A 13,480-nucleotide genomic window follows, 5' to 3' on the forward strand; every position below is an offset into this window, starting at 1 on the left:
GCCGCCCGGGTCAGGGACGCGGGCCCCGGCCGGACGGGCCCTCCGCGGCGCCCCCGCCGGTGCCGTCCGGCGCGGGGCCGTCCTCGCGGTCGTAGTCGGAGGTGCCCGCGTCGAGCAGCGGCGGCTGCTCCTTCAGGTGGGCGGGGGCGAAGAAGCGGAGCGCGTGGTAGCCGGTGATCACCACGAGGGTGCCGAGGGCGATCCCGCCGAGCACGAAGGTGTCGGTGATGCGGAGTTCGACCCCGCCGACGCCGATGACGATGCCCGCGGCCGCCGGCACGAGGTTCAGCGGGTTGCGCAGGTCCACGCGGCCGTTGAGCCAGATCTGGGCGCCGAGCAGCCCGATCATGCCGTACAGGATGACGGTGATCCCGCCGAGGACCCCGCCGGGGATCGCCGCGACGACCGCGCCGAACTTCGGGCACAGGCCGAAGAGGAGGGCGAAGCCCGCCGCCGCCCAGTAGGCGGCCGTGGAGTAGACCCGGGTCGCCGCCATGACGCCGATGTTCTCGGAGTACGTCGTGTTCGGCGGGCCGCCGACCGCGGTCGAGAGCATCGAGGCGGCTCCGTCGGCGGCGATGGCCGTGCCGAGGGTGTCGTCCAGCGGGTCGCCGGTCATCTCGCCGACGGCCTTGATGTGCCCGGCGTTCTCCGCGATCAGGGCGATCACCACGGGCAGGGCGATCAGGATCGCCGACCACTCGAACTGCGGGGCGTGGAAGGAGGGCAGGCCGATCCAGTCGGCCTTGGCGACGCCGGACAGGTCCAGGCGCCAGTGGTCGACCGCCTCCGTGCCGCCCGCCGGCGAGTGGATCTTGCCGAAGAGCAGGTCGAACAGGGCCGAGACCGCATAGCCGAAGATCAGCCCCAGGAAGATCGCGATGCGCGACCAGAAGCCGCGCAGGCACACCACGGCCAGCCCGGTGAACAGCATCACCAGCAGCGCGGTCCACTGGTCCTGCGGCCAGTACGTCGAAGCCGTCACCGGCGCCAGGTTGAAGCCGATCAGCATCACCACCGCGCCCGTCACCACCGGCGGCATCGTCGCGTGGATGATCCGCGCGCCGAAGCGCTGCACGGCCAGGCCGGCCAGGAACAGCGCGGCCCCCACCGTGAACACGGCTCCGGTCACCACCGCGCTGTCCCCGCCCGAGGCGCGGATCGCCGCGGCGACGCCGACGAACGACAGGGAGCAGCCCAGGTACGACGGGACCCGCCCGCGGGTCGCCAGCAGGAAGACGGCCGTGGCGATGCCGGACATCATGATGGCGAGGTTCGGGTCCAGGCCCATCAGGACCGGCGCGACGAAGCTCGCGCCGAACATCGCCACGACGTGCTGGGCGCCCAGCCCCGCGGTACGCGGCCACGACAGCCGCTCGTCCGGCCGCACCACCGCCCCGGGGGCGGGGGTCCGCCCGTCTCCGTGCAGCGTCCAGCCCACGCCGAGGCCCATGTCCCACCACTTCCGTCGATCCGGTCGCCAAGCATGCCCGCCGTACCGTATGTCAGGCGCGCGGATCACGGCCGGCCGGTGCGGCCAGCGTCATATTACGGCCGTATACCAGTGGTTTCGCCCCGGTTGGCGGAGGCGCCCATCCCCCCGGCGGCGGCCCGCGGCCGCAGGACGGACGCGCCGGCGGTCAGCACCACCGCCAGCGCGGTCACCAGGGCGAAGGAGACCACGAGCGACGTCGCGTCCGCCACCGCGCCGATCGCCGACGGTGCGATCAGCCCGGACGTGTACGTGATCGTCGCGACGCCCGCGATGGCCTGCGCCGGCTCCGGGCCGCTGCGCGCCGCGGCCGCGAAGGCCAGCGGCACCACCACCGCCACGCCGAGCCCGATCAGCGCGAAGCCGCCGATGGCCGCCGCCGGGTGCCGCGCGGTCACCACGAGCAGTCCGCCCGCCGTGGCCAGCACACCGCCCGCCCGGACCGTGCGCACCGCTCCGAACCGGTCGACCACCCGGTCGCCGGCGAACCGGGCCAGCGCCATCGTCAGTGCGAACGCGGTGGTGCAGGCGGCCGCCGGCCCGGCGTCCGCGTCCAGCACGTCCCGCAGGTAGACCGCGGACCAGTCCAGGCTCGCCCCCTCGGCGAACACCGCGCAGAAGCCCACCGCGCCGATCAGCAGCGCCGACCGCGGCGGCAGCGCGAAGTGCGGCGGCGCGGGCTCGTCCGCCGGGCTGCGCAGGTCCAGCACCCCGTTCGCGGCGACCAGCCCGGCGGCGGTCAGGGCGAGCGCCGCGAAGAGGTGGTGCCAGCGGGCGTCGGCCCCCAGGTGCGCGGCCGCGGTGCCCGCGGCGGACCCCAGCAGGGCCCCCGCGCTCCACATGCCGTGCAGCGAGGACATGATCGACCGGCCGACGCGGTTCTCCGTCTCCACGCCGAGCGCGTTCATCGCCACGTCCGACATACCGGATGCGGCCCCGTACACCAGCAGTGCGGCGCAGAGCACGGGCAGGTCGGGCGAGAGGGCCGGCAGGGCGAGCGACAGCGTCCACGCGGCGAGCAGGACGCGCAGCGCCGTCCGCGCGCCGAGCCGGTGGTTGACCCGCCCGGCGAGCGGCATCGCGAGCGCCGCGCCGAGGGCGGGGAAGGCGAGGGCCAGTCCGAGGGCTCCGGGCCCGAGGCCGGCGTGCTCCTGGATCCACGGAATGCGGGTGGCGAGGGAGCCGGTGACGGCGCCGTGGACGCAGAAGACGGCCGCGATGGCCAGACGTGCGGAGCGCAGGCGCGCCGGACTGGATGCGGGTTCGCCGGTCATGCCGATCAAACTATCAGGAAGCCTGCCTGATGGTGAGGGGCCGCACTGCCTAGGATGGGCGCCGTGACTGCCGCCCAGGCCCGGACCGCCCCGGCCCCCGCCCCCGCTCCTGCCTCGCCGAGCACGGCCCGCGTCCTCAACGACCGCCTCGCCCTGCGACTCCTCAGGGACGAGGGCCCGCTGACGGCCGCTCAGCTCAAGGAGATGACCGGCCTGTCCCGGCCCTCGGTCGCCGACCTCGTCGAACGGCTCGCGCAGGCCGGACTGGTCGAGGTCGTCGGCGAGGCCGGCGCCAGGCGCCGCGGCCCCAACGCCCGGCTGTACGGGCTCGTCGCCCGGCGGGCCCACCTCGCCGCCCTGGACGTGCGCACGGACAGCGCGACCGCCGTCGTCACCGACCTGCTGGGACGGCCCCTGGCCCGCGCCGCCCTCCCGGTCGACGCCGTCGACGAGGCAGTCGACGTCCTGGAGGCGCTGGCCCGGGAGGCCGGAGCGGACCCCCTGCACACCGTCGTGGTCGGCGCGCCCGGCCTGGTGGCCCCGGACGGCGGCGGTCTGCGCAGCACCGCCGGGCTGCCGGCCTGGCACCGCGACCTGGTCGCGGCGCTGCGGCGACGGCTGCCCGCGGCGGTCTCCGTGGAGAACGAGACCAACCTCGCGGCGCTGGCCGAGCAGCGGGCCGGCGCCGCACGGGACGCCGGCTCCTTCGTCCTGCTGTGGCTCGGCGCGGGCGTCGGCGCGGCCGTGGTCCTCGACGGCCGGCTGCGGCGCGGCGCCTCCGGCGGAGCGGGCGAGATCGGCTTCCTGCCCGTGCCGGGCACCGGCTCCCTGCCCTCGGCCGCGGGCTGCGAGGGCGGCTTCCACGCCCTCGCCGGGCGGGCCGCGGTGACCGGGCTGGCCGCCGCGCACGGCTTCACCGGGCCGGTGGCGGACGCGGTGGCGGGGGCCGCGGGGGAGGCCTTCCTCGACGCCCTGGCGGAACGCCTCGCCCTGGGCGCGGCGGCCGTCGCGGCGATCCTGGACCCCGGCTGCGTCGTCCTCGGCGGCGAACTCGGGCACGCGGGCGGACCCGCCCTCGCGGAGCGCGTCGCCCGCCGCCTCGCCGCCCTCAGCCCGGTCCCGACGGAGGTCCGCGCCACCGCCCTCGGCGACGCGGCGGTCCTGGCGGGCGCCCGCCTCGCCGCGGCGGAATCCGCCCAGGCATCGATCTTCGGCTGACGCCCCGCGGCCGCCGCCCGGCTCCTGCCGCGTGCCGCCCGACTCCTGCCGCGTGCCGCCCGGCGCCTGCCGCCCGGCGCCTGCCGTCCTCCGTCCGGTGCCCGCCGCGCGGCGGCTCAGGTGCGCCCGCCGCCCTCCGCCAGGAAGTCCGCGAAGCGCACCGTGCCCACCGCGTGGTCCGGCGCGAGGTTCCCGCCGCGTACGAACCCCCGGTACGCCCGCACCCAGCCCGCCAGCAGCCGCACCTCGGGCCCGCCCATGTCCGGGACGCGCCCGCCCGCGGCGGGCACCGCCAGCCCCGCCAGCCGGTCGGCGACCTCCTCCACCGCGATCGGCTGCACCCGGACCCCCTTGGGCACGGGCACCGGCCCCGCCGGCACCTTGGCCAGCGTCCGGGCCACCGCCGCCACCAGGTCGTGGAACTGCGTCGTCCGCAGGATCGTCACGCCCAGCCCGGACTCCAGCAGCATCCGCTCCACCCGGTGCTTGACGCGGTAGTAGCCCAGCGGCACGACGTCCACGCCGACGATGGAGATGTAGACGAGGTTCGTGACGGTCCCGGCCCGCCGGGCCGCCGCGATCAGGTGCCCGGCGGCCGCGTCGTCCCCGCCCCGCGGCGAGGACGCGCAGTGCACGACCACCTGGGCCCCCGCCATCGCCGCGTCGAGCCCCGTGCCGTCCCGCAGGTCGACGGGGTACTGCTCGGAGCGGCGGCTGAGGACCCGTACCTCGTGGCCGGCGGCCCGCAGCCGGGCGGTGACCCGCCTGCCGAGGGTCCCGGTTCCGCCGGTGACCAGGATGGTGCTCATGGTGTGCCTGTCCCTTCGCCGGAGAGTGCGTTCACCGGTGTGGATTGGACAGCCCCGGCGCATGTGACAGCTGCTGCGCCAGGAACTCCAGCTTCTCCGGGTTCAGGATCGTCCGCACCTCGCTGACCAGGCCGTCCTCGAAGTCCACCTGCATGACGACTGCCGCCCCGCCGGCGAGCAGGGCGGGTTCCCCGTTGACGGACGCGACCGCGACCGGCAGGGCCGCCCCGTACTTGCGCGCGGTGCCGGCCAGGAAGCGGGCCACCTTGGCCCGGCCCTCGATCGGCCGCCGGGCGGCGCTGACGACGCCGCCGCCGTCCGAGACGCACCGGACGTCCGCGGCGAGCATGCCCTCCAGGCGGGCCAGGTCGCCGTCGCGTGCCGCCGCGAGGAAGCTCTCGACCAGCACCTGCCACTGCGCGGGGTCCGGCTGGAAGCGCCGGACCCGGCCGGCGGCCGGGCCGTCCCCGTCCCCGCCGCCGTCCGCGGCGGCCCTCCCGGCGGCGACGCGCGCCGAGGCCCGCCGGTGGAGCTGGCGGCTGTTGGCCTCGGACACGTCCAGCAGCCCGGCGATCTCCCGGTGCCCGTACGCGAAGGCCTCGCGCAGCACGTACACCGCCCGCTCCACCGGAGTGAGCTGTTCCAGGAGCAGCAGCAGGGCAGTCGAGACGCTGTCGCGCTGCTCGGCCGACTCCAGCGGCCCCAGCGCCCCGTCCCCGGTGAGGACCGGCTCCGGGAGCCAGGGGCCGACGTACGCCTCGCGCCGGGCCCGCGCGGAGGTGAGGCGGTTGAGGCACAGGTGGGTGACGGCCTTGGCGAGCCAGGCCCCCGGGTGCACGACGTCGCCGCGGTCGGCGGCGCTCCAGCGCAGCCACGTGTCCTGGACGGTGTCCTCGGCCTCCGCCGCGGAGCCGAGCATGCGGTAGGCGATGCCGAACATCCGGGGGCGGTGCTGCTCGAACTCGGCCGAGCGGTCTGCCGCAGTGGTGGTCACCGCAGCAGCGTACGGGGCGCCGCCGGGCCTCGGACGTGCGGGGACCCGGTGGCCGCCGGGCCACCGGGTCCCTTCACCGTGCCGCCCGCGTCAGGTGCGGGGGCGGTGCGTCAGCAGGCGCCGAGGTCCTTCCAGACGCCCCACTGGCCGGTCGTGCCCGGCTCCTCGTTCTGCGTCCACCACTGGGCCTTCCAGTTGCGGCCCTTGTGGGAGACCACCGTGCCCGCGGTGTACACGTCGCCGGCCTTGTACGCCGGGTTGGTGCAGGTGCCGCCCGGGGGCGGGCTGGTCGGGGGCTGGCTCGTGGGCGGCTGGCTGGTCGGCGGCTGGCTGGTGGGCGGCTGCGAACCGCCGCCCGGCTCGACCACGGCGGTGCCGCGCGCCAGGTCCCCGGCGAGGGCGTACACCGTCCCGGCGATGTTCACCGTCCAGTTGGAGGGGGTGGACACCGGCAGGTAGTAGTTGAACGCCAGGTCGACGGAGGCGCCCGGGGCGAGCGACTGCCAGGCCGGCAGCTTCAGCGAGACCCGGTGGAAGTCGCCCTTCAGGCCGCCGACGTTGTTGCCGGTGTGCCCGCTGCTGATCACCTTCGTGCCGAAGCCGGACTGGTCCGAGGCGTTGTCCGGGGCCGAGGTCGCGTAGTCGAACTGGAACTCGGTGCCGCCCGGCAGGGCCGTCTTCGTGTTGTTGGTGATCTTGATCTTCGGGGTGAGCGGGTAGTTGGAGTCGCCGAGCTTGAAGTCGCCGAACTCGGCCTTCACGTCCACGGCCTGGGCCGGCAGCGCGGTGGCGCCCGCCTTCTTCGCCCCGTACGGGGAGGCCGACCTGAACTTGTCGTACATCAGCGAGGTGAGCGTGGAGCCCATCTCGTACTGGCCCTTGGCGGCGTTCCAGGCGTAGTCGCCGGCCATCTCCCAGACCATCGTGCCGCCGATGCCGCGGTCGACCACGTAGTCGGCCTTGGCGGCCACGGACTGCTCGTCCTCGGTGGAGAGGAAGACCTTCTTCTGCGCGTTCCACAGCCACGGCGCGACCAGGGTCGAGTCGTACTTGCGGGCGTAGGTGCCGGTCAGCGTGGTGCCCGCGGGGAAGCCGTACTGGGTGACGTAGTCGCCGACGATCCCCTGCTCGAGGTTCTTGGCGTGCCACATCGGGTTGGAGCCCGCAGGGGACTCGTTGCCGTTGTCGTCCTTGTCGTGCCACAGGTTGTCGATGCCGACCGCACCGTCGCCGCACTTGGACAGCCCGGAGCCCGCCGGGCAGCTTGTCGCCGCCGCCTTGCCCCACAGGCCGTCCGTGCCGCCCTGGACGTTCTTGTGGCCGCGGGTGTAGTACGGCAGGCCGATGTTGATGCGGCCGGCCGGCATGGAGCCGCGGAAGTAGTGGTACGCCCAGTCGGTGTTGAGGTAGCCGATGCCGCCGTACTGCTGGGAGCCGTACACCCCGGCGGCGGCGAGCTCGCCGTCCTTGCCGTCGTCGAAGAGCGAGGCGTTCGGGCCGACGTACTCGTTCCAGGCGCCGTGCAGGTCGTAGGACATGATGTTGACGTAGTCCAGGTACTGCTGCACCTGGAAGGTCTCCATGCCGCGCAGCAGGTAGCCGGAGGACGGGGCGGCGACGGTGAGCATGTAGTGCCTGCCGTCGGCGGCGCCGGCCTGGTCGAGCTTCTGGCGCAGGGTCTTCATCAGGGCGGCGTAGCCCTTGACGAGGCCGCCGCGTCGGGCGTTGGCGATCTGCCAGTCCAGCGGGTTGCCGGCGTCCTTCATCGAGGTCGGGTACTCGTAGTCGATGTCGACGCCGTTGAACCCGTACTTCTTGACGAAGGCGACCGCGGAGTCGGCGAAGGTGTCGATGCCCGCCTGGTTGACGGAGCCGTCCGCGTTGGTGGCCATGGTGTAGAAGCCGCCGGAGCCCACGCGCTTGCCGTCCGGGCCGAAGTAGCCGCCGGTCTCCGCCCAGCCGCCGACCGAGATCAGGGTCTTGACGTCGGGGTGCTGCTTCTTGAACTTCGTCAGCAGGTTGAAGTGCCCCTTGTAGGGGAGCGCCGGGTCCATCTCGGCGCCGGCGACGCCCGGCCAGGTCATCCCGGTGGCCTCGTTCGCCGCGGTGTCCGCGCCGACGGAGATCTTGTTGTCGCCCCCGACGTGCGCGAAGGCGTAGTTGATGTGGGTGACCTTGTCCCACGGGATGTTGTTCACCAGGTAGGCGGGCTGGCCGTTCTTGCCGGTGCGCCAGCCGGTGAAGTAGCCGATGACGCGCCGCTGGTGGTCGGCGCCCATCTTCTCGCGGCCCTCGGTGTCGTAGACCGAGCAGTAGGGGACGTCGACCCCGGCCGTCTTGTAGAGCCCGTCGGGCCGACAGCTCTCGTTGTCGGCGGCGTGCGAGACGCCCGCCGAGAGCCCGCCCGCCAGCAGTCCGGCGATCGCCGCGCCGGATGCCAGGAGCATCGCCCTCGTTCGTGTGGGGGACAGCATTGAGCCTCCTGGGGAGGGGAGGTGGCAGGACACAACATGCAGACAGGTGGTGCGTGTTGGCCCGCGGCGTGCGCACGTCCGGCGGGCTCTCCCGGGGAGGATGAAGGGAACGTTAAGAGGACTAGACCAAGGCGTCAATAGGTCTGGACCAATCACGGAAGCGACGTGACGGACTCACCCGCCCGACCCCACCCTGTGACCCAGGCCACAGCACTTCGCCTGTATGGGTGCCGATCGCCCGTGGCAGACTGGTCGGGAGTACCAGTAGCAGCGCACTCCGGGGTCGGTGCAATTCCGAACCGGCGGTATAGTCCGCGACCCGTCCGCAGCCAGCGGCCGGTTGACCAGGTGAAATTCCTGGACCGACGGTTAAAGTCCGGATGGGAGGCAGTGCGCGGCGGGCAGTCACCGGTACGCCGCCGTCGGCGGTCCACCAGCGCTTCCTCGCGGACGCGCCCCGGGCGGACCGTTTCCTCCGGCCTCGGCGTCCCTGCGTGCCTGGACCGCTCTATCTGTCGTATCCCGACAGCCCCGGAGTCCGTGCCCGACGAGGCAGGAGGACCCGGTGGCACCCCACGACGCCGCGCACGCCGCACCGCACGACGCGGAAGCGGACACCCGCGCCATGCGCCGCGCCATCGCGCTCGCCGCCCGCGGACTCGGCCGCACCAGCCCCAACCCCGTCGTCGGCTGCGTCCTCACCGACGCCTCCGGCGCCGTCGTCGGCGAAGGCTGGCACCAGCGCGCCGGCGGCCCCCACGCCGAGGTCCACGCCCTCCGCGACGCCGGACCCGCGGCCCGCGGCGCCACCGCCTACGTCACCCTCGAACCCTGCAACCACACCGGCCGCACCGGACCCTGCGCCCAGGCCCTGATCGACGCCGGCGTCAGCCGCGTCGTCTACGCCGTCACCGACCCGAACCCGCAGGCCGGCGGCGGCGCCACCACCCTGCACGGCGCCGGCCTGGACGTCCGCGGCGGATTCCTCGAAGCCGAGGCCGCCGCCGGCAACACCGCCTGGCTGACCGCCGTCCGCCTCGGCCGCCCCCACGTCACCTGGAAGTACGCGGCCACCCTCGACGGCCGCAGCGCGGCCGCCGACGGCACCAGCCGCTGGATCACCTCCCCGGAGTCCCGCGCCGACGTCCACCGGCTGCGCGCCGAGTCCGACGCCGTCCTCGTCGGCGCCGGCACCCTCCGCGCCGACGACCCCCACCTCGCCGTCCGAGGCATCGACGGCGCCGCCCAGCCCCTGCGCATCGCCCTCGACCCCCGCGCCACCGCCCCGGCCGGCGCCCGCATCCTCGACGGCTCCGCGCCCACCCTCCTCGTCGTCGCCGACGACGCCGACACCCGGCACCTGCCCTCCGGAACCGACCTCCTCCGGATCACCCCGAAGGACGGCCGGATCCCCGTCGCCGACCTGCTCGCCGCGCTGTACGAGCGGGGCGTCCGCTCCCTCCTCCTCGAAGGCGGACCCACCCTCGCCGGGGCCTTCCTCGAAGCCGGAGCCGTCGACCGCGTCATCGGCTACCTCGCCCCCGCCCTCCTGGGCGCCGGCCCCGCCGCCCTCGCAGGCGCCGGCATCACGAACATCGCCGACGCGGTCCGCCTCGACATCACCGAGGCCGTCCGCACCGGCACCGACCTGCGCATCACCGCCGTCCCCACCGCCCCCAAGGAGCACTGAGTGTTCACCGGAATCGTCGAAGAACTGGGCGAGGTCACCGCCGTCGAGCAGCTCGCCGAGGCCTCCCGCTTCCGCCTGCGCGGCCCCCTCGTCACCGACGGCGCCAAGCACGGCGACTCCATCGCCGTCAACGGGGTCTGCCTCACCGTCGTGGAGACCGCCGGCGGCGAGTTCACCGCCGACGTCATGCAGGAGACCCTCAACCGCTCCAGCCTCGGCGCCCTGCGCCCCGGCTCCCGCGTCAACCTCGAACGCCCCATGGCCCTCGGCGGACGCCTCGGCGGCCACCTCGTCCAGGGCCACGTCGACGGCACCGGCGAGATCCTCTCCCGCACCCCCTCCGAGCACTGGGAGCTCGTCAAGGTCTCCCTCCCGGGCAACCTCGCCCGGTACGTCGTCGAGAAGGGCTCCATCACCGTCGACGGCGTCAGCCTCACCGTCGTCGAGGCCGCCGCCGACCACTTCACCATCAGCCTCATCCCCACCACGCTCGCGCTGACCACGCTCGGCACCAAGCAGCCCGGCGACCCCGTCAACCTGGAGGTCGACGTCCTCGCCAAGTACGTCGAGCGCCTCCTCGCCGCCGGGGTCGACCCCCTCGCGGCGACCGCCGCCGCAGCCGAGGAGGACACCCCGTGAACGCGCTGGGCTGGCTGAACGCCGAAGCCTTCACCGTCTTCGGGCAGAAGGTCATCTGGTCCGACATGATCGGCAACCTCCTGGGCCTGGCCGCCCTCGCCCTCGGCTGGCGCCGCTCCCTGTGGACCTGGCCCGCCCAGCTGCTCTCCGGCCTCGTCCTGATCGCCGCCTACGCCTCCGCCCACCTCGCCGGCGGCGTCGGCAAGCAGCTCCTCGTGATCGGCGTGGCCGCCTGGGGCTGGCGCGCCTGGCACCTCGGCCGGCGGCAGGCCCAGGACGGCTCCATCGCCGTCCGCACCGCCACCTGGACCGAGCGCGGCCTCTTCCTGGCAGGCGCCGCCCTCGGCACCCTCGCCGTCGGCGGCCTGTTCACCCTCTACCCGAACCTGTCGTGGAGCCCCTGGGCCGACGCCTACATCTTCGTCGGCACCGTCGTCGCGATGGTCGCCCAGGCCCGCGGCCTCGTCGAGTTCTGGTTCGCCTGGCTCCTCGTCGACCTCGTCGGCGTCCCCCTCGCCTTCACCGGCGGACTGGCGTTCTCCGGCCTCGTCTACGTCGTCTACTTCGCGCTCGTCCTCTGGGGCGCGCACGACTGGTACCGGCGCTCGCGCACCACCCCCGCCCCGGCCCTGGAAGGAGCAACGGCATGACCGCCCTCAAGCCCGTTCCCGACTTCGACTCCCTCCTCGACGAGCCGTTCCGGCTCGACCCCGTCGAGCAGGCCGTCCGCGACATCGCCGCCGGCCGCCCGGTCGTCGTCGTCGACGACGAGGACCGCGAGAACGAGGGCGACCTCGTCGTCGCCGCGGAGAAGATCACCCCCGAGATCGTCGCGTTCATGATGAGCGAGTGCCGCGGTCTGATCTGCGCCCCCATGGAGGCCGACGAGCTGGAGCGGCTCGAACTGCCCCAGATGGTCCAGCACAACACCGAGTCGATGAAGACCGCCTTCACCGTCTCCGTCGACGCGAGCGCCGCCCACGGCGTGACCACCGGCATCTCCGCCGCCGACCGCGCCACCACCCTGCGCATGCTGGCCGACGGCGCCTGTGAGCCCGCCGACTTCGTGCGCCCCGGCCACATCTTCCCGCTCCGCGCCAAGCCCGGGGGCGTCCTCGTCCGCAACGGCCACACCGAGGCCGCCGTCGATCTCGCCCGCCTCGCGGGCCTGCGACCCGTCGGCGCCATCGTGGAGATCGCCGGCGAGGACGGCGTCATGCTGCGCCTGCCCGAGCTCATCCCCTTCGCCCGCAAGCACGGCCTGACGATCATCTCCATCGAGGACCTGATCGCCTACCGCCGCTCCGCCGAGCCGACCGTCCGCCGCGAGGCCGAGGTCAACCTGCCCACCTCCTTCGGCGACTTCACCGCCTACGGATATCGCTCCACCGTCGACGGCGTCGAGCACGTCGCCCTCGTCCACGGAGAGATCGGCGACGGCAGCGACGTCCTCGTCCGCGTCCACTCCGAGTGCCTCACCGGCGACATCTTCCACTCCCTGCGCTGCGACTGCGGCCCCCAGCTGCACGCCTCCATGGCCCGCATCAAGGAGGAGGGCCGCGGCGTCGTCGTCTACCTGCGCGGCCACGAGGGCCGCGGCATCGGACTGCTGTCCAAGCTCCGCGCGTACGAACTCCAGGAGCGCGGCCGCGACACCCTCGACGCCAACCTGGAGCTCGGCCTCCCCGCCGACGCCCGCGACTACGCCGCAGGCGCGCAGATGCTCGCCGACCTCGGAGTCCGCAGCGTCCGCCTGCTCACCAACAACCCCGACAAGACCGCGGCCCTCGTCCGGCACGGCATCGCCGTCACCGACCGCGAGCCGATGCCCGTCGAGGCCGGCGAGCACAACCTGCGGTACCTGCGCACCAAGCGGGACCGCATGGGCCACGACCTGCCGTGGCTCGGCGAGACCGTCCCCACCGCCTGCGGCAACCAGTAGCAGCCACCCCGGCGGCACCCCGCGGAGCCCGGCCCCGGGCCCGGCGGACCCGCCCGCACCACCAGCGACACACGAACAGCGAACCACGGACAACGAACCACCGAGGAGTACAGCAGTGAGCGGCAAGGGCGCACCCGAACTCAGCGTGAGGAACTGCGGCGACCTGCGGGTCGCGGTCATCGCGGCGCAGTGGCACGAGAAGGTCATGGACGGACTCGTCGACGGCGCCCTGCGCGCCCTCCACGAACTCGGCATCGACGAGCCCACCCTGCTCCGGGTCCCCGGCAGCTTCGAGCTCCCGGTCGTGGCAAAGGTGCTCGCCGGTCGCGGCTACGATGCCGTCGTCGCCCTCGGAGTGGTCATCCGCGGCGGCACCCCGCACTTCGACTACGTGTGCCAGGGCGTCACCCAGGGCCTGGTGCAGGTGTCGATCGACACCGGAGTCCCCGTCGGCTTCGGCGTCCTGACCTGCGACAACGAGGAGCAGGCGCTGGACCGCGCCGGCCTTGAGGGATCGAACGAGGACAAGGGGCACGAAGCGGTCATCGCCGCCGTCTCCACCGCGGCCACCCTGCGGTCCGTCAGCGAACCCTGGCGCTGAGTGGCGGCGGAGGACCCCCTATCCTGAGGACCATCATGGCGAACAAAACCTTCGAAGAGCTCTTCGCCGAGCTCCAGGCCAAGGCCGCTGACGGCGACCCCGGCACCTCCCGCACCGCCGAGCTGGTCGCCAAGGGCGTCCACGCCATCGGCAAGAAGGTCGTCGAGGAGGCCGCCGAGGTCTGGATGGCCGCCGAGTACGAGGGCAAGGAAGCCGCCGCCGAGGAGATCTCCCAGCTGCTCTACCACGTCCAGGTGATGATGGTCGCGCGCGGGATCTCCCTCGACGACGTCTACAAGCACCTCTAGAGCCGCCGCGGTCCCCGGGGCCCTCCGCCCCGCCCGCAC

General features: G+C 73.9%; 12 protein-coding genes and 1 riboswitch. Of the genes, 7 read left to right on the top strand and 5 right to left on the bottom strand.

Annotated features, from left to right (window positions below; genetic code table 11):
* Nucleotides 1-10: 10 nt before the first annotated feature.
* Together EF903_RS17150 and EF903_RS17155 are read right to left on the bottom strand one after the other, a co-directional pair.
* The gene (locus EF903_RS17150) at nt 11-1,453 is read right to left on the bottom strand and encodes a uracil-xanthine permease family protein (protein WP_125544111.1); all 1,443 of its coding nucleotides are present in this window, start codon (nt 1,451-1,453) and stop codon (nt 11-13) included.
* A gap of 95 nt (nt 1,454-1,548) precedes the next feature.
* Nucleotides 1,549-2,766, bottom strand: a complete 1,218-nt coding sequence (locus EF903_RS17155) for an MFS transporter (protein ID WP_125544112.1) — start codon at nt 2,764-2,766, stop codon at nt 1,549-1,551.
* Nucleotides 2,767-2,820: 54 nt separating this feature from the next.
* On the opposite strand from EF903_RS17155, the gene EF903_RS17160 reads away from it, so the two are divergent.
* On the top strand, nt 2,821-3,984 hold the full coding sequence (locus EF903_RS17160; protein WP_125544113.1) for an ROK family transcriptional regulator: 1,164 nt from the start codon (nt 2,821-2,823) through the stop codon (nt 3,982-3,984).
* A 116-nt stretch (nt 3,985-4,100) separates the two neighbouring features.
* Here the strand turns inward: EF903_RS17160 and EF903_RS17165 are convergent, their stop codons facing one another.
* The 3 genes from EF903_RS17165 to EF903_RS17175 all read right to left on the bottom strand — a co-directional run bounded on the left by EF903_RS17165 (nt 4,101) and on the right by EF903_RS17175 (nt 8,261).
* Entirely contained in the window at nt 4,101-4,793 is a 693-nt protein-coding gene (locus EF903_RS17165) for an SDR family oxidoreductase (RefSeq protein WP_125544114.1), read from the bottom strand.
* Nucleotides 4,794-4,824: 31 nt separating this feature from the next.
* Nucleotides 4,825-5,787 carry a sigma-70 family RNA polymerase sigma factor gene (locus tag EF903_RS17170; RefSeq protein ID WP_125544115.1) on the bottom strand — a complete coding sequence of 321 codons (963 nt, stop codon included), beginning with the start codon at nt 5,785-5,787 and terminating at the stop codon, nt 4,825-4,827.
* A 110-nt stretch (nt 5,788-5,897) separates the two neighbouring features.
* The gene (locus EF903_RS17175) at nt 5,898-8,261 is read right to left on the bottom strand and encodes a chitinase C-terminal domain-containing protein (RefSeq protein ID WP_125544116.1); all 2,364 of its coding nucleotides are present in this window, start codon (nt 8,259-8,261) and stop codon (nt 5,898-5,900) included.
* Nucleotides 8,262-8,529: 268 nt separating this feature from the next.
* Nucleotides 8,530-8,659, top strand: a riboswitch (FMN riboswitch).
* 227 nt (nt 8,660-8,886) lie between these two features.
* On the opposite strand from EF903_RS17175, the gene ribD reads away from it, so the two are divergent.
* The 6 genes from ribD (at nt 8,887) to EF903_RS17205 (ending at nt 13,441) form a co-directional block, all read left to right on the top strand.
* Nucleotides 8,887-9,951 carry a bifunctional diaminohydroxyphosphoribosylaminopyrimidine deaminase/5-amino-6-(5-phosphoribosylamino)uracil reductase RibD gene (gene ribD, locus EF903_RS17180; protein ID WP_125544121.1) on the top strand — a complete coding sequence of 355 codons (1,065 nt, stop codon included), beginning with the start codon at nt 8,887-8,889 and terminating at the stop codon, nt 9,949-9,951.
* Nucleotides 9,952-10,590, top strand: a complete 639-nt coding sequence (locus tag EF903_RS17185; protein WP_125544117.1) for a riboflavin synthase — start codon at nt 9,952-9,954, stop codon at nt 10,588-10,590. It begins immediately after the preceding gene.
* Nucleotides 10,587-11,240, top strand: a complete 654-nt coding sequence (locus EF903_RS17190) for a nicotinamide mononucleotide transporter family protein (protein ID WP_125544118.1) — start codon at nt 10,587-10,589, stop codon at nt 11,238-11,240. Before EF903_RS17185 ends, EF903_RS17190 begins: the two co-directional genes overlap by 4 nt.
* Nucleotides 11,237-12,532, top strand: coding sequence for a bifunctional 3,4-dihydroxy-2-butanone-4-phosphate synthase/GTP cyclohydrolase II (locus EF903_RS17195; protein WP_125544119.1), 1,296 nt, complete (start codon nt 11,237-11,239; stop codon nt 12,530-12,532). The genes EF903_RS17190 and EF903_RS17195 overlap by 4 nt, the downstream gene beginning before the upstream one ends.
* A gap of 115 nt (nt 12,533-12,647) precedes the next feature.
* Nucleotides 12,648-13,133, top strand: a complete 486-nt coding sequence (gene ribH / locus EF903_RS17200) for a 6,7-dimethyl-8-ribityllumazine synthase (RefSeq protein ID WP_114056708.1) — start codon at nt 12,648-12,650, stop codon at nt 13,131-13,133.
* 35 nt (nt 13,134-13,168) lie between these two features.
* Nucleotides 13,169-13,441: a phosphoribosyl-ATP diphosphatase gene (locus tag EF903_RS17205; protein WP_125544120.1), complete on the top strand. Its 273-nt coding sequence runs from the start codon at nt 13,169-13,171 to the stop codon at nt 13,439-13,441.
* Nucleotides 13,442-13,480: the final 39 nt, after the last annotated feature.

It is taken from the genome of Streptomyces sp. WAC05292 (genome assembly GCF_003949955.1).
GTDB lineage: Bacteria > Actinomycetota > Actinomycetes > Streptomycetales > Streptomycetaceae > Streptomyces > Streptomyces globosus.